23 protein-coding genes are annotated in these 23,363 nt (G+C 58.8%); 13 read left to right on the top strand and 10 right to left on the bottom strand.

All coding sequences use genetic code 11. The features are described from left to right. Window positions 1–3 precede the first annotated feature (3 nt). From ACUTJJ_RS06635 to ACUTJJ_RS06625, 3 genes are all read left to right on the top strand, one after another. Window positions 4–789: a 3-hydroxybutyrate dehydrogenase gene (locus tag ACUTJJ_RS06635; protein ID WP_209090228.1), complete on the top strand. Its 786-nt coding sequence runs from the start codon at window positions 4–6 to the stop codon at window positions 787–789. A 132-nt stretch (window positions 790–921) separates the two neighbouring features. Next, the gene (locus ACUTJJ_RS06630; protein WP_445541710.1) at window positions 922–1,263 is read left to right on the top strand and encodes a hypothetical protein; all 342 of its coding nucleotides are present in this window, start codon (window positions 922–924) and stop codon (window positions 1,261–1,263) included. A gap of 97 nt (window positions 1,264–1,360) precedes the next feature. Then, window positions 1,361–3,697, top strand: coding sequence for a glucose/quinate/shikimate family membrane-bound PQQ-dependent dehydrogenase (locus ACUTJJ_RS06625; protein ID WP_445541709.1), 2,337 nt, complete (start codon window positions 1,361–1,363; stop codon window positions 3,695–3,697). Between the two features lie 157 nt (window positions 3,698–3,854). Here the strand turns inward: ACUTJJ_RS06625 and ACUTJJ_RS06620 are convergent, their stop codons facing one another. Beyond that, window positions 3,855–4,355, bottom strand: a complete 501-nt coding sequence (locus tag ACUTJJ_RS06620) for a YciE/YciF ferroxidase family protein (protein ID WP_445541708.1) — start codon at window positions 4,353–4,355, stop codon at window positions 3,855–3,857. A gap of 170 nt (window positions 4,356–4,525) precedes the next feature. On the opposite strand from ACUTJJ_RS06620, the gene ACUTJJ_RS06615 reads away from it, so the two are divergent. After that, window positions 4,526–5,011 carry an MgtC/SapB family protein gene (locus tag ACUTJJ_RS06615; RefSeq protein ID WP_063947212.1) on the top strand — a complete coding sequence of 162 codons (486 nt, stop codon included), beginning with the start codon at window positions 4,526–4,528 and terminating at the stop codon, window positions 5,009–5,011. Between the two features lie 34 nt (window positions 5,012–5,045). Here the strand turns inward: ACUTJJ_RS06615 and ACUTJJ_RS06610 are convergent, their stop codons facing one another. The 5 genes from ACUTJJ_RS06610 to ACUTJJ_RS06590 form a co-directional block, all read right to left on the bottom strand. After that, window positions 5,046–5,456, bottom strand: a complete 411-nt coding sequence (locus ACUTJJ_RS06610) for a TIGR02588 family protein (protein WP_445541707.1) — start codon at window positions 5,454–5,456, stop codon at window positions 5,046–5,048. Between the two features lie 7 nt (window positions 5,457–5,463). Further along, window positions 5,464–6,324 carry a TIGR02587 family membrane protein gene (locus tag ACUTJJ_RS06605; RefSeq protein ID WP_445541706.1) on the bottom strand — a complete coding sequence of 287 codons (861 nt, stop codon included), beginning with the start codon at window positions 6,322–6,324 and terminating at the stop codon, window positions 5,464–5,466. Window positions 6,325–6,378: 54 nt separating this feature from the next. After that, complete coding sequence (locus tag ACUTJJ_RS06600) at window positions 6,379–6,819, bottom strand: PPC domain-containing DNA-binding protein (RefSeq protein ID WP_144578491.1); 441 nt, start codon at window positions 6,817–6,819, stop codon at window positions 6,379–6,381. Between the two features lie 62 nt (window positions 6,820–6,881). Then, window positions 6,882–7,442: a DJ-1/PfpI/YhbO family deglycase/protease gene (locus ACUTJJ_RS06595; protein WP_445541705.1), complete on the bottom strand. Its 561-nt coding sequence runs from the start codon at window positions 7,440–7,442 to the stop codon at window positions 6,882–6,884. An 18-nt stretch (window positions 7,443–7,460) separates the two neighbouring features. Then, the gene (locus ACUTJJ_RS06590) at window positions 7,461–7,682 is read right to left on the bottom strand and encodes a hypothetical protein (protein ID WP_063947256.1); all 222 of its coding nucleotides are present in this window, start codon (window positions 7,680–7,682) and stop codon (window positions 7,461–7,463) included. A 289-nt stretch (window positions 7,683–7,971) separates the two neighbouring features. Between ACUTJJ_RS06590 and ACUTJJ_RS06585 the strand changes: the two genes are divergently transcribed. From ACUTJJ_RS06585 to ACUTJJ_RS06575, 3 genes are read left to right on the top strand one after another with little or no spacing between them, the layout of a single operon-like run. Further along, on the top strand, window positions 7,972–8,802 hold the full coding sequence (locus ACUTJJ_RS06585) for an N-formylglutamate amidohydrolase (protein WP_445541704.1): 831 nt from the start codon (window positions 7,972–7,974) through the stop codon (window positions 8,800–8,802). Next, window positions 8,799–10,676, top strand: coding sequence for a flavohemoglobin expression-modulating QEGLA motif protein (locus ACUTJJ_RS06580; protein WP_445541703.1), 1,878 nt, complete (start codon window positions 8,799–8,801; stop codon window positions 10,674–10,676). The genes ACUTJJ_RS06585 and ACUTJJ_RS06580 overlap by 4 nt, the downstream gene beginning before the upstream one ends. A gap of 10 nt (window positions 10,677–10,686) precedes the next feature. Beyond that, window positions 10,687–11,733, top strand: a complete 1,047-nt coding sequence (locus ACUTJJ_RS06575; RefSeq protein WP_209090220.1) for a glutathione synthase — start codon at window positions 10,687–10,689, stop codon at window positions 11,731–11,733. Here ACUTJJ_RS06575 and ACUTJJ_RS06570 read toward each other — a convergent pair whose 3' ends face one another. Then, the gene (locus ACUTJJ_RS06570; RefSeq protein ID WP_445541702.1) at window positions 11,734–12,753 is read right to left on the bottom strand and encodes an NAD-dependent epimerase; all 1,020 of its coding nucleotides are present in this window, start codon (window positions 12,751–12,753) and stop codon (window positions 11,734–11,736) included. Between the two features lie 86 nt (window positions 12,754–12,839). Further along, a complete protein-coding gene (locus ACUTJJ_RS06565) occupies window positions 12,840–14,171 on the bottom strand; it encodes a UDP-glucose dehydrogenase family protein (RefSeq protein WP_209090216.1) in 1,332 nt (443 codons plus the stop codon). 378 nt (window positions 14,172–14,549) lie between these two features. On the opposite strand from ACUTJJ_RS06565, the gene ACUTJJ_RS06560 reads away from it, so the two are divergent. Together ACUTJJ_RS06560 and ACUTJJ_RS06555 are read left to right on the top strand one after the other, a co-directional pair. Beyond that, window positions 14,550–15,437, top strand: coding sequence for a DMT family transporter (locus tag ACUTJJ_RS06560; protein ID WP_445541701.1), 888 nt, complete (start codon window positions 14,550–14,552; stop codon window positions 15,435–15,437). Window positions 15,438–15,541: 104 nt separating this feature from the next. Continuing rightward, the gene (locus ACUTJJ_RS06555) at window positions 15,542–16,522 is read left to right on the top strand and encodes a glutathione S-transferase family protein (RefSeq protein WP_445541700.1); all 981 of its coding nucleotides are present in this window, start codon (window positions 15,542–15,544) and stop codon (window positions 16,520–16,522) included. An 11-nt stretch (window positions 16,523–16,533) separates the two neighbouring features. On the opposite strand, the gene ACUTJJ_RS06550 is transcribed toward ACUTJJ_RS06555, so the two are convergent. Next, entirely contained in the window at window positions 16,534–17,436 is a 903-nt protein-coding gene (locus ACUTJJ_RS06550; RefSeq protein WP_445541699.1) for a LysR family transcriptional regulator, read from the bottom strand. Window positions 17,437–17,645: 209 nt separating this feature from the next. Between ACUTJJ_RS06550 and amaB the strand changes: the two genes are divergently transcribed. The 4 genes from amaB (at window position 17,646) to ACUTJJ_RS06530 (ending at window position 21,987) form a co-directional block, all read left to right on the top strand. Continuing rightward, window positions 17,646–19,175, top strand: coding sequence for an L-piperidine-6-carboxylate dehydrogenase (gene amaB / locus ACUTJJ_RS06545; RefSeq protein WP_445541698.1), 1,530 nt, complete (start codon window positions 17,646–17,648; stop codon window positions 19,173–19,175). Window positions 19,176–19,402: 227 nt separating this feature from the next. Continuing rightward, complete coding sequence (locus tag ACUTJJ_RS06540; protein WP_445541697.1) at window positions 19,403–20,356, top strand: aliphatic sulfonate ABC transporter substrate-binding protein; 954 nt, start codon at window positions 19,403–19,405, stop codon at window positions 20,354–20,356. Between the two features lie 15 nt (window positions 20,357–20,371). Then, window positions 20,372–21,151: an ABC transporter permease subunit gene (locus ACUTJJ_RS06535; RefSeq protein ID WP_445541696.1), complete on the top strand. Its 780-nt coding sequence runs from the start codon at window positions 20,372–20,374 to the stop codon at window positions 21,149–21,151. Between the two features lie 8 nt (window positions 21,152–21,159). After that, window positions 21,160–21,987: an ABC transporter ATP-binding protein gene (locus ACUTJJ_RS06530; protein ID WP_445541695.1), complete on the top strand. Its 828-nt coding sequence runs from the start codon at window positions 21,160–21,162 to the stop codon at window positions 21,985–21,987. Between the two features lie 38 nt (window positions 21,988–22,025). On the opposite strand, the gene ACUTJJ_RS06525 is transcribed toward ACUTJJ_RS06530, so the two are convergent. After that, window positions 22,026–23,363 (bottom strand): aldehyde dehydrogenase family protein (locus tag ACUTJJ_RS06525; RefSeq protein WP_445541694.1); only part of this gene is annotated, 1,338 nt, incomplete at its 5' end.

Genomic DNA, 23,363 nt, shown 5'->3' with positions numbered 1-23,363 from the left:
CCGATGGAGGATCAACCAAAGACCGTGCTGGTTACGGGTTCCACCAGCGGCATCGGGCTCGCCATCGCCAAACGTTTTGCCGAAGCAGGGTATCTGGTCGCGGTGCATGGGCTAGAGACCCCCGAGGAGGCGAGGCAGGCGCTGGAGACAGTTGCAAGGGTCGCGCGGCACAGGCCGGTCTATTTTTCAGCCAACCTCGCCAAACATGACGAAAGCGCGCATCTGCCGGAAAAGGTCATCGCTGAGTTCGGCCATATCGATGTCCTCGTCAACAATGCCGGCATTCAGAAGGTCGCACCCATCGATGAGTTCGATGCAGCGGATTTCTCCCGCATCGTTTCCATCTCACTCGACAGCGCCTTTCACACCATCCACGCGGCCCTGCCGGGCATGAAGGAGAGGGGTTGGGGTCGCATCGTCAATATCGCATCTGCCCATGGCCTGCGCGCCTCGCCCTTCAAGGCGCCTTATGTTGCGACCAAACATGCGGTGGTGGGGCTGACGAAGAGCGTCGCACTGGAGATAGCGGAGCTCGGTATCACCTGCAATGCCATCTGCCCCGGTTATGTCTGGACCCCGCTTGTTGCCGCGCAGGTGGCCGATCAGGCACGGGTGCACGGTATGAGCGAGGATGACGTGGTGAAAAAGGTCATGCTTGCGCCGCAGCCGACAAAACGCTTCATCCAGCCGGAGGAAATCGCCGAGATGGCGCTTTATCTCGCCGGCGATATGGCGCGTTCCATCACCGGCACCACCATCTCCATCGATGGCGGCTGGACCGCAAAATGAGCTGAAAGCATCTCGACGTCAAAAAGCAGGTTTGCAAACCAGTGCTTTGGTCTGTCTCGGTCATCCTGTCCTGTCTGGAACAAAACCCGTCGCCGGGGATTAGATTTCCAAAGGACACAGGGAGTGAGAGATATGGCTAGAGACAATACCGGCTATATGCGCAGCCAGGATGCACCCAGAGCGGAAACAGCGACGCGCGCACGCCAGGGTTCGCGCGGTCGACCTGTTCTCGTCATCCTGATCGTCAGCGTGCTTCTGGCGTTGGTGGTTTGGGGCGTAGTGGAATATTCCGTCTTCAAACCGGACGAGAACCTGCCGCCGAACCCGCAAACGGAAACCGCACCCGTGCCTCAGCAGCCATCGGGTTCCGGTACCTTCGACAATGACCCTGCCAATGGCCGCCCGGCCGCTCCGTCTTCGACGGAAACCAACCCGACACCGCAGGATTCAACCGGCGCGCCCCGGAGCCCATAACCATCATGGGCTAAATACCCATGGTGATAAATAGTATGGAACCATATCGCCCTCGATTCCGTTCGACCCAAAGTGACAGGAATCGGGGGTCTCATACATGGCAGTCACGGTCACTGCAGTTATTCTCGCGCTGATCGGCCTTGCGCTGTTCGGCTTCGGCTCCGAGCTCGTTATGCTGGGCGGGAGCTTTTATTATGTTCTTTCAGGGTTGGCCTTCCTCCTGACAGCGTTTCTGCTGTTCAAGCGCAATCGCGCCGCCCTTCACGTCTATGCCATCTTCATCGTGGCGACGCTCGCCTGGGCAGTCTGGGAAGTCGGTTTCGACTGGTGGCAGCTTGGACCGCGCGGCGGCGTCATCATCGTTATCGGTCTTTGGCTACTGGTGCCGTGGGTCAGGAAACCGCTGGGTTTTTCCAGTCCGACCGGGCTGAGCTATGGCCCGAACGCTTGGCCGCTCGCGCTTTCCGTCCTGGCATCCATTGCTGTGGCCGGTTATTCCATGGCACAGGATCCACATGACCAGCCGGGCTCGCTGCCGCAGGAAACCGCTTCGGCGGCACCTGTTTATGGCGGCGATGTGCCTGACGGAGACTGGCATCAATATGGCCGCACGCCCTATGGTCAGCGATATTCCCCCCTGACGCAGGTCAACGTCGACAATGTCTCCCAGCTTAAGGAAGCGTGGCGCTACCAGACGGGTGATGTGAAGCTGCCTGACGATGTCGGCGAAACCACCTACCAGGTGACGCCGCTTAAGATCGGTAACACGCTTTACATCTGCACCCCGCATAACTGGGCAATCGCCATCGATGCTGCCACCGGCAAGGAGAAGTGGAAATACGACCCGAATGTCGGCCTCAATCCGGACCGTCAGCACCAGACCTGCCGCGGTGTTTCCTATTACGCCGAACCCAGCGCTGTAGAAGGCACGGCCTGCGCCCAGCGCGTTTACCTGCCTACCTCTGACGCGCGCCTGATCGCCCTCGATGCCGGCACGGGTCAGGTCTGCACCTCCTTTGCCGATCAGGGTGTTCTCCATCTTGAGCAAGGCATGAAATACAACCCGGCAGGCTATTATTATTCCACCTCACCGCCGGTCATTGCCGCTGGAAAGATCATCATTGGCGGCGCTGTGAACGATAACTATTCGACGCAGGAGCAGTCCGGTGTCATCCGTGCTTTCGATGTGAATAGCGGTGAACTGCTCTGGAACTGGGATTCGGGCAATCCAACGAAAACCGAGCCGATTGCCGCCGGCGAAACCTATACCACGAACTCGCCAAACAGCTGGTCGGTCTTCAGTTACGATGAAGGCCTTGGTCTGGTTTATATCCCCCTTGGCAATCAGGTGCCGGACCAGCTGGGCATGGGCCGCAGCGAGAACGTGGAGAAATATTCTTCCTCCATCGTCGCGCTTGATATCAACACCGGCAAGGATCGCTGGGTTCGCCAGACGGTTCACCACGACCTTTGGGATATGGACGTACCGGCGCAGCCGGTGCTGCTCGACATCACCAAGGATGGCCAGACCGTGCCTGCGCTCGTCGGACCTACGAAACAGGGCGACATCTATGTTCTTGACCGCCGCACCGGCGAGCCGCTGCTGCCGATTACCGAAGAACCTGCCCCTGATGGTGCGATCCCCGAGGATTTCACGTCTCCGACGCAGCCAACGACAGCCTTGTCCTTCAAGCCGGAGCCATTGCGGGAAAAGGACATGTGGGGCGTCTCCATGTTCGACCAGCTGGCTTGCCGGATTCGTTTCCATCAGTTGAATTATAAAGGCCGTTACACGCCGCCTTCACTCAAGGGATCGATCATTTATCCCGGCAATTTCGGCACGTTCAACTGGGGCAGCGTGGCCGTTGACCCCGAGCGTCAGGTGATGTTCGGCATGCCGACCTATCTCGCCTTCACCTCGCAACTCGTGCCGCGCGCCGATATCCCGCCAAAGGGACAGGACGAAAAGGGCAGCGAACAGGGATTGAACCGCAACGATGGCGCACCCTACGGTGTGTTCATGGGACCCTTCCTCGGACCGTTGCAGGTTCCCTGCCAGGCGCCGCCATGGGGTTATGTCACAGGAGCCGACCTGCGTACCGGCGATGTCGCCTACAAGCACAAGAATGGTACGGTTTATGACATGACGCCCCTGCCGCTGCCGTTCAAGGTAGGTGTTCCGGGCATCGGTGGTCCGATGATCACCAAGGGCGGCGTGGCTTTCCTCGGTGCCGCTGTTGATAACTATCTGCGGGCCTACAACCTGACGACTGGCAAACAGCTGTGGGAAGCACGTCTGCCCGCCGGCGGCCAAGCGACGCCCATGACCTACTCCCTCGATAACGGGAAACAGTATGTGGTGATGGTGGCCGGCGGTCACGGGTCTGTCGGAACCAAGCCCGGGGACTATGTCATCGCTTATACCCTGCCGTAACAACGGCAGGTTTCGGGCCCGTAAAAAACCGGAATGGTTGGCCATTCCGGTTTTTATTGCATTCCAGTAAAAGCGGGTCGCGTTTTACTTACGTCTCATGCGATGGCGGTGGGGCACGCGGGGTTGTTTCGAACCCCGACGTGCTCTGCGGGCGGTATCAGGCCGCCTTTTTCTCGCCGGCAGCATTGACCGACGTTTTAGCGAGTGCGGTAAGCGCGTCGTCTGTCTTGGACTCCTCCTTGAGGGTCGCGTCGAGCAACGACACAGCCTTGGTATGGCCCAGCTTTTCCGCCCACGCCTTCAGTGTGCCGTAGCGGGCAATTTCATAATGTTCGACTGCCTGTGCAGACGACACGAGGCCGGCATCGAGAGCGGGCGAACCCTTAAAGTCGTCCATGATCTCTTCGCCTTCCGCGATGATGCCCTGGATAGCTTCACAGGTCTTGCCCTGCGCCCGTTTGCCGATGATCTCGAACACTTCCTGCAGGCGCTCGATCTGACCCTGCGTCTCGTCCTTGTGCTTCTCGAAGGCCTGTTTGAGTTTCGGGTCTGTGGCTGCCCGCGCCATTTTTGGCAGGGCCTTCAGGATCTGCCTTTCGGCATAATAGATGTCCTTGAGCGTATCATAAAAAAGGTCATCGAGTTTCTTCTCGGCCATTGGTTCTTCTCCCATGAAGTGAATAGCATGAAGTGCGTCATGCGCACGGGAGACAAACTGTCCGCCGCTCCTATGGTTCCGGGTTGGTTGTGCACAAGGTTTATATTGCGCGGGCGGAACCAATGCGCGCGTTCGCGCTTAGTGTGACCAGTTTACGGAGGAGTGCGAACATGCCGCAGAGTCTGGCAGAAGAATTTTCAATGGATATTTCCATTCCGTTCGAGGTGCTTGTCGTGCGCATCTTCGGTGCCGTCATCCTGTGCGGTCTGATCGGTTTGGAGCGGGAGTTCCACAGGAACACGGCGGGCCTGCGCACCAACATGCTGATCGGCCTGGCCGCCGTCACGTTCTGCATCATCACCATCCATATGATGGAAACGATGGCCGAAGGCCAGGAGGCAGCGCGGCTCGATCCTATCCGCCTTGTGGAGGCAGTAACTGCCGGCATCGCGTTTCTTGCCGCGGGCGTGGTCGTTTATACGCGAGGCGATGTCAAAGGCCTGACGACCGGGGCCAGCATGTGGCTTTCGGCGGCCATCGGCCTCTCGGCCGGTCTCGGCCTGTGGCCCTTGGCTTTCCTCGCGTCGGCCGTGGGCATCATCGTGCTGTGGATGCTGCGTCGCGTCCAGGTCATCGCGGGTATCAAGGAAGAATGAGCGAGCTACCGCAAACAGACACGATGGCGATGGCTCACGGCTCGGTATAGCCGGCGACGCTGAGGGTGAGTGTTCCGCTGCGTGGATCGTTACGGAAGAAGAGTGTGCCGCTGTCGCTGGATTCCGATGCGACATAATCGAAGGTCACGTCGGCGTTTTCCGGCGCTGCGTCATTCCGCTCGAGGTCTCCTTGCACCTTGACCTGGGCTGCCGTGGTCATCGAAAGATTGCGGATGTCGAATTTCACGCGATATTGTCCCGGCTCGCCCTCGACATTGCTGACGGCCACCTCAAAGCGTGCCTCCTCAGGGGAATAGCGGTAGATGTCATAGGCGATCCAGCCCAGCATCGCGGCAACCAGCAAGGTGCAGGCGATGCCCGTTACCCATTCAATCCAATGCGGATTTGAACTTTCCGTCTGTTTTCCGTTTTTTGATGTCGTCATCTTGTCCTCACAGGATCAGCCGGGCCGACGCCGCGCCGATCGAGGCGGGAACACCCAGAATGACCGCAGCATTCATGATCTGCGATAGCGACGTATGGTCGAGGCGTTCGAAGGTCCAGAGCGTATAAATGCTGATGGCGATGGCGACGACATAACCGGGCAGGGTAAAGCGGATGAAGGATTGCCACCATTGCTGGCCTTCATCCAGCTGATGTGATCCCTTGAAATGAAGCGCATAGACAAAACCGTGCATGACGGCGATGGACAGCAGGGAGAGCGCAAGAATGTGAAAGGGCGTCACCTTGTAGGCAATCAGGATCATTTCTTCCGTCGGCGCGACATTCAGGCTGAGAAAAAGCGCGCCCACCATCATCATGAACAGCTCGTGCAGATAACCGGTCTCGCCGGAATATTCGTCGTCTTCTTCATCGTCATCGTCGGAGTGCTGGCCAAGCTGGCTGCGGCCAAGAAGAGCGCCAATGCTGGCAGGCACAGATTGCAGCGCAACTTTCGCAACGGCCGTCGACGCGGTGAGCTGGTCGTCCAGTATGCCGAACAGAAGGAGCACGGCTGCGCTGACCATTATGCCCAGGCCATAAGCTGTTATCGCATCCCTTAAAGCCTGGCCCCAGGAGTGGATGTTCTCAAAACCGATGCGGCGAGCAAGAAGGAAAAGAAGCGGGAGATTAAGGACGCAGAGCAGCAGAAGGCGCCATGGGTTGATGTAGAGACCCAGAAACCACATTTCCATGGTCATTAGCATCGGCAGGGCAAACAGCAGCGCACCAGCCGTTCCACGCGCAAGGCCGATCAGAAACTTTCTAACCTCGCCGTCTTCCCCGTCTTTACGATCTATTGCTGTCGCCATGCTGCCCCCAGATACACGCCAATAACGCCAGCGCGTTTTTCCGGTTCCGTCGTGTCAGCGCGCAGGATCGATCAATGCGATGCCAAAGTCTTTGCTGTAGCTCCGTCGCAGTTCCGCAGGCGTCTCGCGGATAACCACCTCCAGTGTCGGCCGTACCATACCCTTCAGGAAATGGCCTCCTCTCGTCGAGCCGTCGGCAAAGCCCAGCACGACGTGCAGGTGAGGATTGGGCGTATCGTTTTCGTCGAGCACGATATCGCCGAGCATGCTCAGGACCTCGCTCTGCGCACTTACCGGAATTTCCTTGTATTCTTTGCTGGCGAGATCGAAAAAAGCGAGCGTCGCCGTCGAAAAGGCGCCGATCGCGGTCACTGACGCGGCATTGATATTTTCTCTTTTGGCAAAGCGCTTGATCGCCTCGAAGGCTTCTTCCTCGGGTTCGATGACGAGGATGAAAGTCCGCTCCGCGCCGCCTGCCAGTAATCTGCTTTTCATGTCTTCCTCCCGAATAAAAATGCCGCCGGCAGGGCCGGCGGCATGAGGGCGTCAAGGACCGATCACGCGGCGCGGCGTTCGTGGCGGCCTTCCTCGACCTCCTCAACGATCTTCGCGACGAAGGCATCCAGGTCGTCAGGGCTGCGAGAAGTAATGATGCCCTTGTCCGTCACCACCTGCTCGTCTTTCCAGTTGGCACCGGCGTTCTTGACGTCGGTCTTGATCGACCAGTAGGAGGTGGCGTCGCGTCCGCGCAGGGCGTCTGCTTCGATCAGCAGCCAGGGCGCGTGGCAAATCGCGGCGACCACCTTGCCGGATTTGACGAAGTCGCGCACGACGCGCATCGCGTCTTCATCATGGCGCAGCACGTCAGGATTGATCTGGCCGCCGGGAAGCACCAGCGCATCGAAATCTTCTGTCTTCACGGTCTTTGCCTGGATGTCGACGGCAATACTGTCGCCCCAGTCTTTCTCATCCCAGCTCTTGATTTCGCCTTCCTTGATGGAAGCGATCTTCACGTCCGCACCCTTGGCCTTGAGCTGGTCATAGGGCACGCGCAATTCTGAACGCTCGTAGCCATCGGTTGCGAGGATAAGGATTTTTGCAGAGTTGATGGAAGTCATGTCGATCTCCTTTTGATTTCAGTCTTCCTGGTCGGAATTGATGGATGGCAGGAAAAATTCCACGTCCTTGCGGCGTTCCGCATCGAGCTTTTCGATATTTTCCCGCCAGAACTTTTCTGCCTCGGCAGGCTCGTGCTCCCACTGGCGCACGAAGGTCTTGTTGTCGTCGATCATCACCTGGCGGGTGCCGCCGAGACGCAGATATTCCTCGGCGATCTTGCGCGTTTCGGTCTTTTCCATGTCGCGGCTCCTTGTGCGTGGAAAGCGAAGCGGAGGGGATGCCGGATGGGTAAGAAGCTCGGCTGCCATTTCGTTGGCCATCGGGAGAAAACGGAAAAATCCCGATGTTCTTCAGCGCCATCGCGTCCGTTTGACACGGCGGCCCCTCCTGCCAGAACAACGTGAGCTTTTCGGTATGGTTCCGCATTTTTTCTGTTGAACTCGTGTTGACGACGACTAGATCGCGCACAATTTTTACCGGAACAAATGCTGAGGTCGTGCTGTTTTACCCCCGATGCAGGGAGGCAGCATGTCAGCCAGAACAAACGACGGTGAAGGCAAGCGTATCAACGAAAACAAGGGCTTCTGGACGATCGACTTCGGCGGCTCGCCGATCGTTGGCACGGCTATTCATGATGGCCACCAGATCCGGCCCGATGTCGCCGGTCTTATCGCCCTGTCCGACGAGCAATGTCTGAGAGAGGAAGACCCTTTCACCGGTGAGATGATTGCCGGCCTCACCAACCGCATTGTCGTTCACCATTCGCGGTTCGAGGTCGACCTCAACCGCGCCGCCGACCAGGCAGTGTATCTGAGACCCGAACAGTCCTGGGGCCTTGAGGTCTGGAAAGAGCAGCCCTCCGAGCAGGCAATTTCCCATTCTCTCGACTTCCACGCCGATTATTATGCGATGCTGGAGAGCGTGCTATCGGCTGTCGAAAGGCGGCACGGCGCTTTTGTGGTCCTTGATGTGCACAGCTACAATCATCGTCGGCAGGGGGCTTCTGCACCGCCGACCGCGCAGGCGGAAGCGCCGGACATTAATATCGGCACCTTTTCCATGGACCGTAGCCGCTGGGGCGATGTCGTTAGCATCGTCGGTCGCCATTTTGCATCCGCCACCATCGGTGGACGCCGCCTCGACGTGCGTGAGAACGTTGCGTTTCAGGGCAAGGGAGAGCAGACCCGCTTCATCCATGAGCGTTTTCCCGAGAATGGCTGTGCCATCGCGATTGAGTTCAAGAAATTCTTCATGGACGAATGGACCGGTGAGCCAGACAGGCGTGTCATTGCTGATATCAGGGACACTGTCGTGTCCCTTCAACCAGTTCTCGAAGACTTCCTGAGGTCGCGGCGATGAACCTCTCATCCGCCCGACATGCGCCGCCGTCCGTGAACGATCTGGTCGATGACGTTACATCATGCCTTGAAGCCGGAAAGGCAATCCGCCGTGATGTGGGGAAGGATGGCCGCCTCCATATCGACCGGCCGCTGCCGTTTCTCTGCCTGCACCTGACCGGCGGCACGAAGAATTTGGCGGCCCGGGACATCGCCGCAGCCCATGCTTCCTACCTCATCGCTTCGAACATTCAGGAAGCCGCGCCGCTGATAAAGGCGGTTGGTGCTGTGATGCAGGCGCGTTTCGGCGCCTTTATCGTTCTCGATATTGGCGAACTGGAACACGACATTCTCCTTGCGGACGATTCACCTTTTCTGCCGCACTACGAGGTCTCAATCTCTGCGACGACGGAGCCGGAAACGCAAAAGGCGCGCAGGGTGTTTATCAAGGCGGTCTGCGATGCGGAGGTCCGGTTTCGCACGCCCCGCATCACCCGCCCCGAGCCTGAGGCGGATCCAATACTCAGATTCCAGAATGCCAATCTGGAGTTCCCATGCATCAGCGTGCGCTTTGCGCCGATCTATCGCCAACCGGAATCCGGTGCGGATTATCCCGGCCTTCGCGAAACAATGATCGCCGATCTCTTCGATGCGGGTCTCCAGGCATTCTCGGCTTTTTCCTCCGGCATGGACGCGCTGAAAGTCACCACGCACCGGGCGCTGGGCCGCAAGGCATTTGTCGATGCGGTGAAACGTGCTGACCGATCGATCGACGATATCGTCTCCTCTTTCGACTTCCTTCTTTCCGTCACGCCGATCAATGCCCGGCGCGCCTTCGAGGAATTCCGCGACGGCGGGTTTCAGTATGCGCCGCGCCTGCTTTATCGCCCGCTCGGCGTCGATGTGGAGGAACAGAAACGCAAGCTCTATTCTGTGGTCTTCGATCACCTCGAAGACCCGGTGCTTTACCATCTGTATCGCGAAAAGCAGCAGGAGATCGACCTGCAACTGACGATGCTCGCGAACCTGCACCGGCGAACCTTCACCGATTTCTCCCGCGCGCTTTATGGCGCTGTCGAGCCGGAGCTTCTGACGCTTGCGCTTCGTGTTCTCGATGAATGCCCGCGCGCAGAGGAGAGCGGCGCGATCGCGATGGTGGACTGTTACGCTGTCGCTGGCAAATCGCGTGAGATGATCGAGACCTATCTGGCGGAAGAACCGGAATTCAAGGCGCGTGTCGAAATTCGTGACGACCTACCGCCCGGCTTGATGGTGACGGGGGAGAAGCTTTTGATTTCCCGGCACACCGTCATGGAACAGCGCCGCGTCGAGGCTCTGTTGTCGCACGAGATCGGCGTGCACCTCCTTACGTATTTTAACGGCTCGTTTCAGGGCTTGCGCCTCTTCCGCACGGGGCTATCGGGTTACGAGGGCGTGCAGGAGGGATTGGCAGTTCTGGCAGAGCATCTGGCCGGCGGGATGACGCGCGAGCGCCTGCGGCTGATCGCCGGCCGCGTTGTCGGCTGCGCGGCGATGCTGGATGGCGCAAGCTTTGTCGACACCTTTCGCATCATGACGCGCGAGCACGGTTTCGACGAGGCCGGCGCCTTCAATATGGTGCTGCGCATCTATCGAGGCGGCGGCCTTTCGAAGGATGCAATCTATCTGCGGGGTCTTTCTGAAGTGATGGAGCATTTGCGCCGGGGCGGTGCGCTCGATCCATTCTGGATGGGCAAGATCGCGGCCCAGCATTTTCCAATCATGCAGGAGCTTGCGCTGCGTGGCCTGTTAAGGCCCCCGGGCGTGCGGCCAGCATTTCTGTTACCCGCAAAGGCGAATGAACGCCTGGAAAAGATCCGTGCGGGATTATCCATTGCCGAACTGGCGACATTATAGGAGGGGCTCTATGCGCATCGCATTTTTCGTCAATTCCATCGAAACCGAAGGTCCGACCTTCGCAACCGGTCTGCTGGCCATGGCGGCGCTCAATCGCGGCCACGAGGTGGTCTATCTGACGCCCGGCGATTTTACCCTGCGCTCCGACGACACGCTGGCCGTCCATGCGACGATCATGCGTAAGGGAAAATACAAGAAACCCGAAGCCTTTCATGCCGCCCTGCAGGACAAGTCGCTCGAGCGGATGACCATGGATGTGGAGGAAATCGATGCGCTGATGTTGCGCAACGATCCTTCGCTCGACCAGACGACCAGACCCTGGGCGGTTCACGCCGGCATTCTGTTCGGCAGGCTTGCCGAGCAGCGCGGCGTCGTCGTGCTTAATGATCCGGAAGGTCTGGCGCTAGCGCAGAACAAGCTTTATTTCCAGAGCTTCCCCGAGATCGTGCGGCCGACGACGCTTATCTCCCGCAATGTCGAGGAAATCCGCGCTTTTGCCGATGCTCATCCCAAGGGTGTCATCGTTAAGCCGCTTCAGGGGTCCGGTGGCAAGAACGTCTTCAAGATCGGGTCCAGTAAGGAAGCCAATCTCAACCAGATTTTCGAGGCGGTCAGCCTCGAAGGTTATCTTATCGCGCAGGCCTATCTCCCTGCGGCGAAGGAAGGCGACGTCCGCTTTTTCATGATGAACGGCAGGCCGCTGATGCGCGATGGCCAATATGCCGCGCTTCGCCGCGTTCCGGCCAAGGGCGACCTGCGTTCCAATATTCATGCCAACGGCACCGCCGAAGCGGTGAAGGTGACGGACGACATCGTCGAGCTTGCCGAAATGATGCGGCCAAAGCTCGTCGAAGACGGGATGTTTTTGGTGGGTCTCGATATCGTCGGCGACAAGATACTCGAAGTGAACGTCTTTTCGCCCGGCGGCCTGTCCAACATCCTGGAGCTTACCAATGTGGACTTCAGCGATACGATCATAGAGGCCGTGGAGACCAAGGTGTCGATGCAGGCGGCATCGGGCGGCACGCTATCGAACCGCCTGCTCGCGACCCTTTGATTATTCCTGCAGCGGGCCGTTCATCTCGCGATACCAGGCGACGAGGGCCTTGATGCCCTCTTCGACAGGAGTGTGCGGCACAAAACCGGTCAAAGCCCGGAGAAGATCAGGCGACGCGAAGGTTCGCGGAACATCACCCTGCTGCATCGGAAGCATGTTGCGGATCGCCGGTTTTCCCACCGCCTTTTCGACCGTTTCGACGAAATGCATCAGTTCCACCGGTTGGCCGCCGCCGATATTGACGACGCGGAACGGCGCGTGGCGGGAAAGTGTATCGATGACGCCGTTCTCGGTGACCCGGTTTTCCTCGGAAGGGATGATCTGGCTTAGCCGCACAATGCCTTCGACGAGATCGTCGATATAGGTGAAGTCACGGCTCATGTTACCCTGGCCATAAATGTCGATCGGCCGGCCGTTGGAAACGGCATCAACAAACTTGATCGGCGCCATGTCCGGGCGTCCCCATGGTCCGTAGACGGTGAAGAAGCGGAAGGCAGTCGTCGGAAGCTTGTGAAGATGGGCATAGGAATGCGCCATCAGCTCCATCGATTTTTTGGTGGCCGCATAAAGCGTCATCGGCTCATCGGCCTTGTCGCTTTCCGCGAACGGGATTTTCTCGTTGGCGCCGTAGATGGAGGAGGTCGATGCCAGCATCAGGTGCTTCACCTCCAGGCTTCTCGCAAGCTCCAGCATATTGAACGAGCCGATGAGATTTGAATCGACGTAGGCGCGCGGATTTTCGAGGCTGTAGCGGACGCCGGCCTGCGCGGCGAGATGGATGATGATTTCCGGCTCTGCGGCCTCTGCGGCACGCTTCAAGGCATCCACATCTTCCAGCATGCCGATTTCGGCCCGAAAGCCGTTAGAGCGGGAAAGAATGGCGTGGCGTTTTTCCTTGAGACTGACATCGTAATATTTCGTCATTCCGTCGAAGCCGGTGACGAAGTGCCCGGCATCCAACAGCCGTTTCGCGACGTAAAAGCCAATGAAACCGGCAGTGCCTGTAACCAGATAACGCATGATGATCATATCCTGAATTGTTTGGCGCGTTTGCGATCTGACCGAAACGCTGAAAATCTATTAATGAAATTGTAAAACTGGAACCTTCATGCGCCCTGGTCGAGGCTGCTTTCGTGCGGACGACCAACGGCGGCATAGGTGAAGCCATGGGCGGCAACCTCATCCGTGCGGTAGATATTGCGCAGATCCACCAGAACTGGGCTCTTCATGATGGCCTTGAGACGCGGTAGATCGAGCGCGCGGAACTGGTTCCATTCCGTCACGATAACCACGGCGTCGGCGTCCTGCGCCGCCTCGTAAGGGCCGGTTGCATAATCGATGTCTTCGATCAGGTGCCGGGCATTCGTCATGCCTTCCGGATCGTAACCCACAATTTTCGCTCCTCCATCTTGCAGGGTCTGGATGATGGCAATGGCCGGGCTGTCGCGCATGTCGTCCGTATTCGGCTTGAAGGTGAGGCCGAGAACAGCGATCTTCTTGCCGCGCACATCGCCACCCACGGCATTGATGACCTTGCGGCCCATGGCGCGCTTGCGGTTGTCGTTGATGGCAATGGTGGTTTCGATCAGTCGCACCGGTGCGTCATAATCCTGCGCGGTCTTGGCAAGCGCCAGCGTATCCTTGGGAAAGCATGAGCCGCCATAGCCCGGCCCGGCATGCAGGAATTTCGACCCGATACGGCCGTCCAGACCGATGCCGCGCGAGACGTCCTGTACGTTGGCACCGACTTTTTCGCATAGATCAGCCATCTCGTTGATGAAGGTGATTTTCATCGCCAGGAAAGCATTGGCGGCATATTTGATCAGTTCGGACGCTCTTCTGGTGGTGAAAAGGAGCGGCGACTGGTTGAGGTAAAGCGGTCGATACACCTCGGTCATGACCGGGCGGGCACGCTCGTCCGAAAGGCCGACGACGATGCGGTCCGGCCGCTTGAAATCCTCGATGGCGGCGCCTTCGCGCAGAAACTCCGGATTGGAGACCACGGCAAAATCCGCAGATGGATTTTCCTCGCGGATGATGCGTTCCACCTCGTCGCCAGTGCCGACGGGCACGGTCGATTTGGTGACGATGACGGTGAAGCCGTCGAGCGCATGGGCGATCTCCTTTGCCGCCGCATAGACATAGCCCAGATCGGCGTGCCCATCGCCGCGCCGCGACGGCGTGCCGACCGCTATGAAGACGACATCGGCATTGGCCACGGCTGCCGAAAGATCTGTTGTGAAGCTCAACCGGCCCGCTTTGGTATTGTTGGCGACGATGGTTTCGAGACCCGGCTCGAAGATCGGTATATGGCCGCTTTTCAACGCCTCGATTTTCTCCGGCATTTTGTCGACGCAAACCACGTCATGCCCGAAATCTGCAAAGCATGCGCCGGACACAAGACCGACATAACCCGAACCAATCATTACAATTCGCATTCGTTTTCCTTTCGGTTAGCAGGGCGATGGTAACGCATCGGCAGCCGATGGGGAAACTGGCGGATGAAAAAAACCGTCGCAATGGTTAGCCGCCATCGTGTCAGGCACCAGCCCCTTTATCATCACCGGCTAACCGCTTTCCGTGACGGTGATGTGATGCCCCGCGGGACAAATTTGCCGCACCTCGCAGCCATTTGCATCGATGTTGGAGGATGGCCCAATTTTGCCGGTTTTGCGGCTTGCACTCATAGGTAGCCGGGTCTAGCCATAGGGTGAGGATCAAATCTGCCAGACTGTCTGTCCCTACAGGGGCATCCGGGTCGCGTGTCACGCGACTGGGATACGCTTTGCGTTGCGGTCTATGTTCGGGGAAGTCGAATGCAAAAGGGTTTTCTGCTCGGTCTGTTCGCCTATGCGACTTTCTCCATGGGCGATGCCACCATCAAGTCGCTGGGATCTCAGATCAGCGTTTTTGAAATCGGTTTCTTCAGCATCCTGTTTTCCGGCATTTTCATCTTCTTCAGCAAGCCGCGGGAAGAGAGATGGCGTGAATTCTGGCGCATGAGTCGCCCCTTTGCCGTGCATGGCCGCGCGATTTCCGGCCTTTTTGCGGGTATTTTCGGCATCTATGCCTTCACCACCATTCCGCTGGCGGAAGCCTATGCGCTGATCTTTCTGTCACCGCTCTTCGTGACCGTGCTGTCAGCTTTTGTGTTGAAGGAGAATGTAGGCCCTTGGCGTTGGGCAGCGGTACTCGCCGGCATCGTCGGTGTCATCCTCGTCGTGCGGCCGGGGTTCAAGACACTCGAGCTCGGGCACATCGCCGCCATCGGTGTCGCCTTCCTTGCTGCCATGACCATTGTGCTCTTGCGTTCGCTCGCGGGAAAGGAAAAGCGCACCTCGATCATGGGTGTGCTGTTGATCTATGGTTTGACCTTCAATGGACTTGCCGCAATCCCCGATTTCGTCATGCCCAATTTGCACCAGTTGCTCGCATTCGCTTTCATCGGGCTTTGCACGGCAACGGGTCAGATCACCCTCTTGATCGCAACCCGTATTGCACCGGCAAGCCAGATCGCGCCGTCGCATTACTCGCAAATCCTTTGGGCCGTAGCGATTGGCATGACCTTCTTCCATGAATATCCTGATGCCATCGCCGTGCTCGGGCTCGCCGTCATCGCCGCATCGGGGTTGCTGACGATGATCCGCGAAAAGGTGAGGCTGGGCACGGTGCGCTGGAACCCGTTTTTCCGCAATCGCCTTTGAAATCATTCGTGGTTTGAAACAGTGCGTCAACCGAAGCGTGGCTTGTGAAAGGATGACGTCCCGTTCCATATGGCGTTCATCGATAGATGAACGGGGAGCCGCAAATGCTCGTGGATGGAAAATGGACGGCCGAATGGCATCCGGTGCAGGCGACCGACACGAAAGGCGGCTTCGTTCGCCAGACCTCCGGTTTCCGCAACTGGGTAACTCCAGATGGTTCTGCCGGACCAACGGGTGAGGGCGGTTTTGCGGCGGAAGCTGGCCGTTATCATCTTTACGTCGCGCTGATCTGCCCTTGGGCGTCGCGGACGCTGATCGGGCGAAAGCTGAAAAAGCTGGAAGATGTCATTTCGGTCTCGGTGGTGGAGCCGGCACTCTCGGACGAAGGCTGGAAATTCGGTGACTATCCGGGTTCGGACCGCGATATGCTCAACGGCTTCATCCATATGCATGAGGTCTATACCAGTGCGGACCAACACTACACCGGTCGCGCCACAGTGCCGGTTTTGTGGGACAAGAAGACGAGAACCATCGTCAACAACGAGTCTGCCGATATCCTGCGGATGCTGAATGACGGCTTTGGTAATCTTGCCGATAATGGCGTTGATCTCTATCCCGAAGCGCTGCGCAACGAGATCGATGCGCTTAACGACCACATTTATCCGCGCCTTAACAACGGCGTTTACCGAACCGGTTTCGCCACCACACAGGGGGCTTATGAAGAGGCCTTTGCAGACGTCTTCGCGACGCTTCAGGAGCTGGAAAATCGCCTTCTTTCAGGTGGACCTTTTCTTTTCGGCCAACAGCTCACCGAGACGGATGTCAGGCTTTTTGTGACGCTGGTGCGTTTCGATGCTGCCTATTACGGCCTGTTTAAATGCAATCTTCGCCGTATCGCAGATTATCCCGCATTGCAGGCCTATATGATGCGGGTGCTGGACATTCCAGGCGTGCGCGAAACGGTCAATATCGACCATATCAAGCGCGGCTATTATTCCATCAAAGCGCTCAATCCGACCCGTATCGTTCCTGTTGGTCCTGATCTTCCGGGGCTGGACGACGTCGCCTCGGGCTGGGCAGGCTGAAGAAGCAGCGCTCAGGCGGGTCTGCCGACCTGGTCGAGCAGCCACGCCTGGAAGCTGCGGGCGAGCGCATTGTCCTGCCGTCCTTCCGGCAGGGCGACATAATAGCTCTTGTCGGTCTGCAGGGGGATGTCAAAAACGATTTCTAGGCGGCCGGACGCCAGTTCCGCCTCGATCAGATACCGTGGCAGAAGGGCGAAGCCGATGCCGCTCGCTGCGGCCTCGATGATCATCGAAAACTGATCGAAACGGCTGCCCTGATAGGCATTGTCTGCCGTCACTCTGTTCATTTCCAGCCACTCCGTCCAGAGCTTCGGGCGGGTGGTCACATGAAGCAGCGGCTGTGCGGCCAGATCCTGGACATGGGTCACGCCGGCGCGGCGAAGCAGGGAAGGGCTCGCCACAGGAACGATGACCTCATTGCACAGGAAGGTGCAGGTGCCGTGCGCCCACACCGGCTGGCCATAATGGATGGCGAGATCGAAACCCTCCTCATCGAAATCGAAGGGGTGGGATCGTGAGCCGATGGTGATCGTCATATCAGGATTGGCATCGATGAAGCGATAGAGGCGCGGCATCAGCCAGCGGCTTCCAAACGTCGGTAGTGTCGCGACGGAGAGCGATGCGTGGGAGGTACCGGCAGAAACTGCACGCACCATCAACTGTTCGGATTGCTGCAACAGGCGCCGCACGTCCGGCAGAAATTTCCGGCCCGCCTCTGAGAGGACAACCCGTCTGCGGATACGCTCAAAAAGCTGCATGCCCGTCTGCGCTTCCAGCTCGCCGATCTGCCGGCTCACCGCACTCTGCGTGAGGTTGAGTTCTTCGGCCGCGCGCGTAAAATTGCCGTGGCGTGCCGCGCATTCGAACGCTTGCAGGGTGACGATATCAGGAACCAGTCTTCTGCGCGGGTCCATTCCATTCTCGCATCAACTTACCCGCGTTTGTCATTGGAAACGGGTTGTTATGGTCATATATGATTACGGGAAAGAATGGAACGACGTTTCTCGGCAATGCCGGCGCAGTTTCAGAGAACGAATGAAAAATCCGGGGAAAGAAGAGCGACGGGAGTTGAAGGGCCGTATCAAACGGCCTTTCCTCCCTTTCAACCAAAAGGACGATGGACATGGATGCGATGACGAAGCTCGACGTGAAACAGGAAGCTGCGGCCCTGCTCGACAGGATGGGCGTTGACCGCGATCTCTATATCGGCGGCGACATGGCGTCCTTCAGCCCCGTCACGGGTGAGCAGATTGCGAGCCTCAAGACCGTGTCGGTCGAAGGTGTCGCCGCTGTGATCGAGAAGGCCGATGCGGCTTTCCGGACCTGGCGTAATGTGCCGGCGCCCCGCCGCGGCGAATTGATCCGCCTGCTGGGCGAAGAACTGCGCGCCTTCAAGACCGATCTTGGCCGTCTCGTCTCGCTGGAAGCCGGCAAGATCCCGTCCGAAGGTCTGGGTGAAGTGCAGGAGATGATCGATATCTGCGATTTCGCCGTCGGTCTGTCACGGCAACTCTACGGCCTCACCATCGCCACCGAACGGCCCGGCCACCGGATGATGGAGACCTGGCATCCGCTGGGTGTCGTCGGCGTCATCTCGGCCTTCAACTTCCCCGTTGCCGTCTGGTCGTGGAATGCCGCACTTGCCCTCGTCTGTGGTAACTCGGTCGTCTGGAAGCCTTCGGAGAAGACCCCGCTCACGGCTCTTGCCGTTCAGGGCATTTTCGAGCGCGCCGCGGCCCGCTTTGGCGATGCGCCGGAAGGCCTGTCCCAGCTGCTGATCGGTGACCGCGCCGTTGGCGAGGCGCTGGTCGATCATCCAAAGGTACCGCTCGTCTCGGCCACCGGCTCCACCCGCATGGGCCGTGATGTCGGCCCGCGCCTGGCAAAGCGCTTCGCCCGCGCCATTCTGGAACTCGGCGGCAACAATGCCGGCATCGTCTGCCCGTCTGCCGATCTCGACATGGCGCTGCGCGCCATCGCCTTTGGCGCCATGGGCACGGCCGGTCAGCGCTGCACCACGCTTCGCCGCCTTTTCGTGCATGACAGCGTCTATGATGAGCTCGTGCCGCGTCTGAAGAAAGCCTATGCCTCGGTCTCCGTCGGCAATCCGCTGGAAAGTTCCGCACTCGTCGGCCCGCTGGTCGACAAGGCGGCCTTTGACGGCATGCAGAAGGCGCTCGAGGCCGCCAGGGCGGCCGGTGGCGCGGTGCATGGCGGTGATCGCGTGGATACGGGTGCGGCAGATGCTTATTACGTAAAACCTGCACTGGTTGAAATGCCGAAGCAGGTTGGCCCCGTTCTGGAAGAGACGTTCGCGCCGATTCTCTACGTCATGAAGTACAGCGATCTCGACCAGGCGATCGACGCGCATAATGCTGTCGCCGCCGGACTTTCCTCCTCGATCTTCACTCGCGACATTCAGGAGTCCGAGCGGTTCCTGTCGTCGGAAGGCTCGGATTGCGGCATCGCCAACGTCAATATCGGTACCTCGGGTGCTGAAATCGGCGGCGCATTCGGCGGTGAGAAGGAAACCGGGGGTGGACGTGAATCCGGTTCGGATTCCTGGAAGGCCTATATGCGCCGCGCGACCAACACCATCAACTACTCCAAGGCGTTGCCTCTGGCGCAGGGCGTTTCCTTCGATATCGAATAAGCTCGGACCATTGCGATTGATCTCTATGCCGGCGCCCCTCGCGCCGGCATTTTGTTGAGGCGAAAAAAATGTCGCCGCGATTATTTGCGGGAAGGCCCAATGGCGGCGGAATTTTATTCCCGCCATATCAGTTATATTGAATTATTGTCTCTCTATCGTTTTCGTCGGAAACCCTAGCATTACTCCATATCGCAGACCGGCCAGTGGGGCTGGTGATAGGAGATCAAATGCCAGCCATTACCCGACGCGCCCTTTCCGCCGGTCTCATCGCGGCAGCCGCATTTTCAACGCTCGCGTTCTCCGCCCAAGGTGGGGAAGAACTGAAAATCGGTTACCAGAAAACCGGCCTGCCAGTTATCGCAAGGCAGCAGGGCGTCATCGAAAAGGCGCTTGAGGCAAAGGGCGTCAAGGTCTCCTGGGTCGAATTTACGGCCGGCCCGCCGTTGGTCGAGGCACTGAATGTCGGCTCGATCAATGTCGGCTGGACGGGAGACGCACCCCCGATTTTCGGACAGGCGGCAGGTTCGGCCATTGTTTACGTCGCGGCGCTTCCTTCGAACGGCAAGGGCGAGGCGATCTTTACCAAGCCCGAAAGCGGCATCAAGTCGGTGGCTGATCTCAAGGGCAAGAAGGTTGGGGTCGGCAAAGGCACCAGTGCTCAAAATCTTCTGGTAGCGGCTTTGGAAAAGAACGGCCTGAAATTCAGCGATATCGAGGTGACCTATCTTAGCCCCGCCGATGCTGCCGCCGCTTTTGCCAGCGACAAGATCGATGCCTGGGCAGTGTGGGATCCTTTCTACGCGATTGCCGAAACCCGCTACAAGCCTGTCACTCTTGCGCGGACGAGCGACATTCTTGATGTCAAAACCTATTTCCTCGCCAACCGGGACTATGCCAAATCGCATGGCGACACCATCAACACGACGATCGATGCGCTCGGAGAGGCCGCGACGTGGTCCGCCGCCAATCGCGACAAGGTTGCTTCGGCGCTGCATGAGGTGACGGGTGTTCCGCTCGAGGCGCAAACGCTTGCCGCCAACCGCTCGGAATTTGGCATTACCAAGATCGATGACAAGATCATCGCCAGCCAGCAGGAAACCGCCGATCGCTTTTATCGTCTCGGCCTGATCCCGAAACAGATCAGCATCAAGGATGCCGTCTGGTCCGGCGCGACGAACTGAGCTGGAGGATATGCCGTGAGCAGCAGTAAGCGCATCGAGTTTGACGGTATCACAGGCTGGCTGCTTCCCGCAATCATCCTCTTAGGGTGGGAGGCGGCAGCAAGGGCGGGGGTGATTTCGGCTAACGTCCTGCCAGCACCTTCCGCCGTCGCGGAAGCATTCTGGCGTCTGCTCCTATCCGGCGAGCTTGTTGCCAATATTGGGGTAAGTTCTGCCCGGGCACTCGCAGGCTTCGCCATCGGGGGCTCCATCGGTTTCATTTTCGGGCTGGCCAATGGTCTCTCCAGATTTTCCCGAAGCTTCACCGATACGACGCTGCAGATGATCCGCAACATCCCGCATCTGGCGCTCATTCCGCTCGTCATCTTATGGTTCGGCATCGATGAGGAAGCCAAGCTCTTTCTGGTCGCGCTCGGCGTGTTTTTCCCGATCTACATCAACACGCTGCTCGGCATTCAGGGTGTTGATCCGCAACTGGCGGAGATGGGCCGGACCTATGGCATGACGCCCTTTACGCTGTTTCGAAGGGTCATCCTGCCGGGCGCGCTGCCATCCATCTTTACCGGATTGCGGTATGCTCTTGGCATCATGTGGCTGACGCTGATCGTCGCGGAAACAATCTCCTCATCGTCCGGTTTGGGTTACATGGCGATGCAGGCGCGTGAATTCCTGCTGATCGATGTCGTGGTTCTGTCCATCCTCATCTATGCACTTCTCGGCAAGCTTGCCGACAGTTTCGCCCGCTTCCTGGAAAGCGTCTTCCTGCAATGGCATCCAGCCTTCAAGAAAGCCTGAGGTAACCCATGTCGAACGGTAATGTGACGACGCTGAGACGCCCCGACGCTACGCAATCCCTTCCATCCGGAACCGAAGCGCGGATTGTGGAACGCGCCAAACCGGACGAAAGCAAGGTTGCCTTCAGTTTTCGAAACGTCACGAAGAGTTTTGGCGATAAACCCGTTCTGCGCGGCATCGATCTCGATGTGCGGGAAGGCGAGTTTCTGGCAATCATCGGCAAGAGCGGCTGTGGCAAAAGCACGCTTTTGCGCATTCTTGCCGGCCTCGACACGCCGACGACAGGAACCGTGTCGAAGGATGCGTCCAGCCGAACCCGCATGATGTTTCAGGAGCCGCGCTTGCTGCCTTGGGAGAGGATCGCAAGCAATGTTTCCGTTGGGTTGACTGGCATCGCCAAAGGCGAAGCGGCGCAGGAGCAGGCACTTGCGATTCTTGAAGAGGTCGGCCTGAAAGACCGGGCAGGGGAATGGCCCTATGTGCTTTCCGGCGGCCAGAAGCAGCGCGTGGCCTTGGCGCGCGCGCTTGTCGCCCATCCGCAGATACTGGCGCTGGATGAGCCGCTCGGTGCGCTCGATGCGCTCACCCGCATCGAAATGCAGCTCCTGCTGGAACGCATCTGGCGCAAGCAGAAATTTACAGCCGTCCTCGTCACTCACGATGTCTCGGAGGCTGTTGCGCTCGCAGACCGCATTGTTGTCATCGATGAAGGGCGCATCGCGCTCGACCTCGTTGTGAAATTGCCGCGCCCACGTCGCCACGGCACCGCCGAGTTTGCCAAATTGGAAGAGCAGGTCCTGGACCAGCTTTTTGGCCGTGGCGAGAGCAACGGATGAGGTTGACCGGCAGGGCCTGAGCCCCGCCGGTTTCCTGTTTAGCCGATGCTCATCAGGCTGGCGTTGCCGCCAGCCGCCGTGGTGTTGACGCTGACGGAAACCTCTTCAACGAGCCAATCCAGCGTGTAAGGCTGGCTGTCACCCTCGAGCCCCTCCGTGGTTGCGGCCTGAACCAGAACCAATGGTCCCGGAAGGGCGGCAATCTTCCTGTTCACGTCTACCACCCGCTCCGCATCCCCTTCGACAAGCGCCCCTGCAAAGGGACCGGCCTTCGACCAGTCATCCGCCCAGACAATCCGTGATGTGACAGTTGCCGGAAGGCCGTAGATGGATTTTTCCAATCCCGAAGCATTGTCGATGACAGCGGTGTTGCCGGTTGCGAGCGCCGCGGCGAGCTGGCGGTAAAGCCCCTGTTCGGTTGCCGGCACCAGCAGGATTTTTCCGCGCGGATGCAGCGCGTAGACGTTGCGCTCGCCAACGGGTCCGGCAAGCTCCGTCTCAAGGCCCAGGCCGGAATGCGCTGCAGCCTGGCGTGTGGCCTCGGCCGCAACGGTCTCGCCGTTTTCATCCAGCCAGCGGGCGAGTTCGACCGCAGCCTGATCTTGCTGGCTGGCGATGCGGTCGATCTTCGGTGCTTTCTCCGTCATGCGGCCAAGATAGAGCGGGCCGCCGGCCTTGGGGCCGGTCCCGGAAAGGCCGCGGCCGCCAAAGGGCTGCACGCCGACCACCGCGCCGATGATGTTGCGGTTCACGTACATATTGCCGGCCGCCACGCGGGAAAGCACATGCTGGATCGTATCATCGAGACGTGTGTGCAGTCCAAAAGTCAATCCGTAACCGGTAGCGTTGATGTCATCGATCAGCCGGTCGAGATTGTCGCGCTTGAAGCGGATGACATGCAGCACCGGCCCGAAGACCTCGCGCTTCAGGTCAGCAAGCGATTTCATCTCGATGATGGTCGGCGGCACGAAGGTGCCCTTGCCGGTTTCGCCGGCAAGCGTGATCTGCTCGATCCTGTGGCCAAGCGCGCGCATACCTTCGATATGCTTTTCAATGATGCCCTTAGCCTCAGCGGTGATGACGGGGCCGACGTCGACCGAGAGCCGGTCCGTGCGGCCGATGCGCAATTCGTGCAATGCGCCTTTCAGCATGGTCAGCGTGCGGTCCGCCACGTCTTCCTGTAGGCACAGAATGCGCAATGCCGAGCAGCGCTGGCCGGCGCTGTCGAAGGCGGAGGCAATGACGTCGGCGACGACCTGTTCGGCAAGAGCCGAGGAATCGACGATCATGGCGTTCTGGCCGCCGGTCTCGGCAATCAACGGCACCGGCTGGCCATTGGCCAGAACCCGGCCGGCAAGCTGGCCTTGAATCAGCCG

Source organism: Agrobacterium sp. DKPNP3 (genome assembly GCF_052686535.1).
Note: the sequence above shows the minus strand (reverse complement) of the source record. Positions and strands in the feature narration are given on the sequence as shown.

What these genes read in the sequence shown, in the direction of transcription:
- amaB (WP_445541698.1), top strand. Translation starts at nt 17,646, where the DNA reads ATGGATGCGATGACGAAGCTCGACGTGAAACAGGAAGCTGCGGCCCTG.
- ACUTJJ_RS06590 (WP_063947256.1), bottom strand. Translation starts at nt 7,682, where the DNA reads ATGGAAAAGACCGAAACGCGCAAGATCGCCGAGGAATATCTGCGTCTC.
- ACUTJJ_RS06540 (WP_445541697.1), top strand. Translation starts at nt 19,403, where the DNA reads ATGCCAGCCATTACCCGACGCGCCCTTTCCGCCGGTCTCATCGCGGCA.
- ACUTJJ_RS06600 (WP_144578491.1), bottom strand. Translation starts at nt 6,819, where the DNA reads ATGAAAAGCAGATTACTGGCAGGCGGCGCGGAGCGGACTTTCATCCTC.
- ACUTJJ_RS06530 (WP_445541695.1), top strand. Translation starts at nt 21,160, where the DNA reads ATGTCGAACGGTAATGTGACGACGCTGAGACGCCCCGACGCTACGCAA.
- ACUTJJ_RS06565 (WP_209090216.1), bottom strand. Translation starts at nt 14,171, where the DNA reads ATGCGAATTGTAATGATTGGTTCGGGTTATGTCGGTCTTGTGTCCGGC.
- ACUTJJ_RS06615 (WP_063947212.1), top strand. Translation starts at nt 4,526, where the DNA reads ATGCCGCAGAGTCTGGCAGAAGAATTTTCAATGGATATTTCCATTCCG.
- ACUTJJ_RS06620 (WP_445541708.1), bottom strand. Translation starts at nt 4,355, where the DNA reads ATGGCCGAGAAGAAACTCGATGACCTTTTTTATGATACGCTCAAGGAC.
- ACUTJJ_RS06560 (WP_445541701.1), top strand. Translation starts at nt 14,550, where the DNA reads ATGCAAAAGGGTTTTCTGCTCGGTCTGTTCGCCTATGCGACTTTCTCC.
- ACUTJJ_RS06570 (WP_445541702.1), bottom strand. Translation starts at nt 12,753, where the DNA reads ATGCGTTATCTGGTTACAGGCACTGCCGGTTTCATTGGCTTTTACGTC.
- ACUTJJ_RS06605 (WP_445541706.1), bottom strand. Translation starts at nt 6,324, where the DNA reads ATGGCGACAGCAATAGATCGTAAAGACGGGGAAGACGGCGAGGTTAGA.
- ACUTJJ_RS06550 (WP_445541699.1), bottom strand. Translation starts at nt 17,436, where the DNA reads ATGGACCCGCGCAGAAGACTGGTTCCTGATATCGTCACCCTGCAAGCG.
- ACUTJJ_RS06610 (WP_445541707.1), bottom strand. Translation starts at nt 5,456, where the DNA reads ATGACGACATCAAAAAACGGAAAACAGACGGAAAGTTCAAATCCGCAT.
- ACUTJJ_RS06625 (WP_445541709.1), top strand. Translation starts at nt 1,361, where the DNA reads ATGGCAGTCACGGTCACTGCAGTTATTCTCGCGCTGATCGGCCTTGCG.
- ACUTJJ_RS06580 (WP_445541703.1), top strand. Translation starts at nt 8,799, where the DNA reads ATGAACCTCTCATCCGCCCGACATGCGCCGCCGTCCGTGAACGATCTG.
- ACUTJJ_RS06595 (WP_445541705.1), bottom strand. Translation starts at nt 7,442, where the DNA reads ATGACTTCCATCAACTCTGCAAAAATCCTTATCCTCGCAACCGATGGC.
- ACUTJJ_RS06630 (WP_445541710.1), top strand. Translation starts at nt 922, where the DNA reads ATGGCTAGAGACAATACCGGCTATATGCGCAGCCAGGATGCACCCAGA.
- ACUTJJ_RS06585 (WP_445541704.1), top strand. Translation starts at nt 7,972, where the DNA reads ATGTCAGCCAGAACAAACGACGGTGAAGGCAAGCGTATCAACGAAAAC.
- ACUTJJ_RS06555 (WP_445541700.1), top strand. Translation starts at nt 15,542, where the DNA reads ATGCTCGTGGATGGAAAATGGACGGCCGAATGGCATCCGGTGCAGGCG.
- ACUTJJ_RS06575 (WP_209090220.1), top strand. Translation starts at nt 10,687, where the DNA reads ATGCGCATCGCATTTTTCGTCAATTCCATCGAAACCGAAGGTCCGACC.
- ACUTJJ_RS06635 (WP_209090228.1), top strand. Translation starts at nt 4, where the DNA reads ATGGAGGATCAACCAAAGACCGTGCTGGTTACGGGTTCCACCAGCGGC.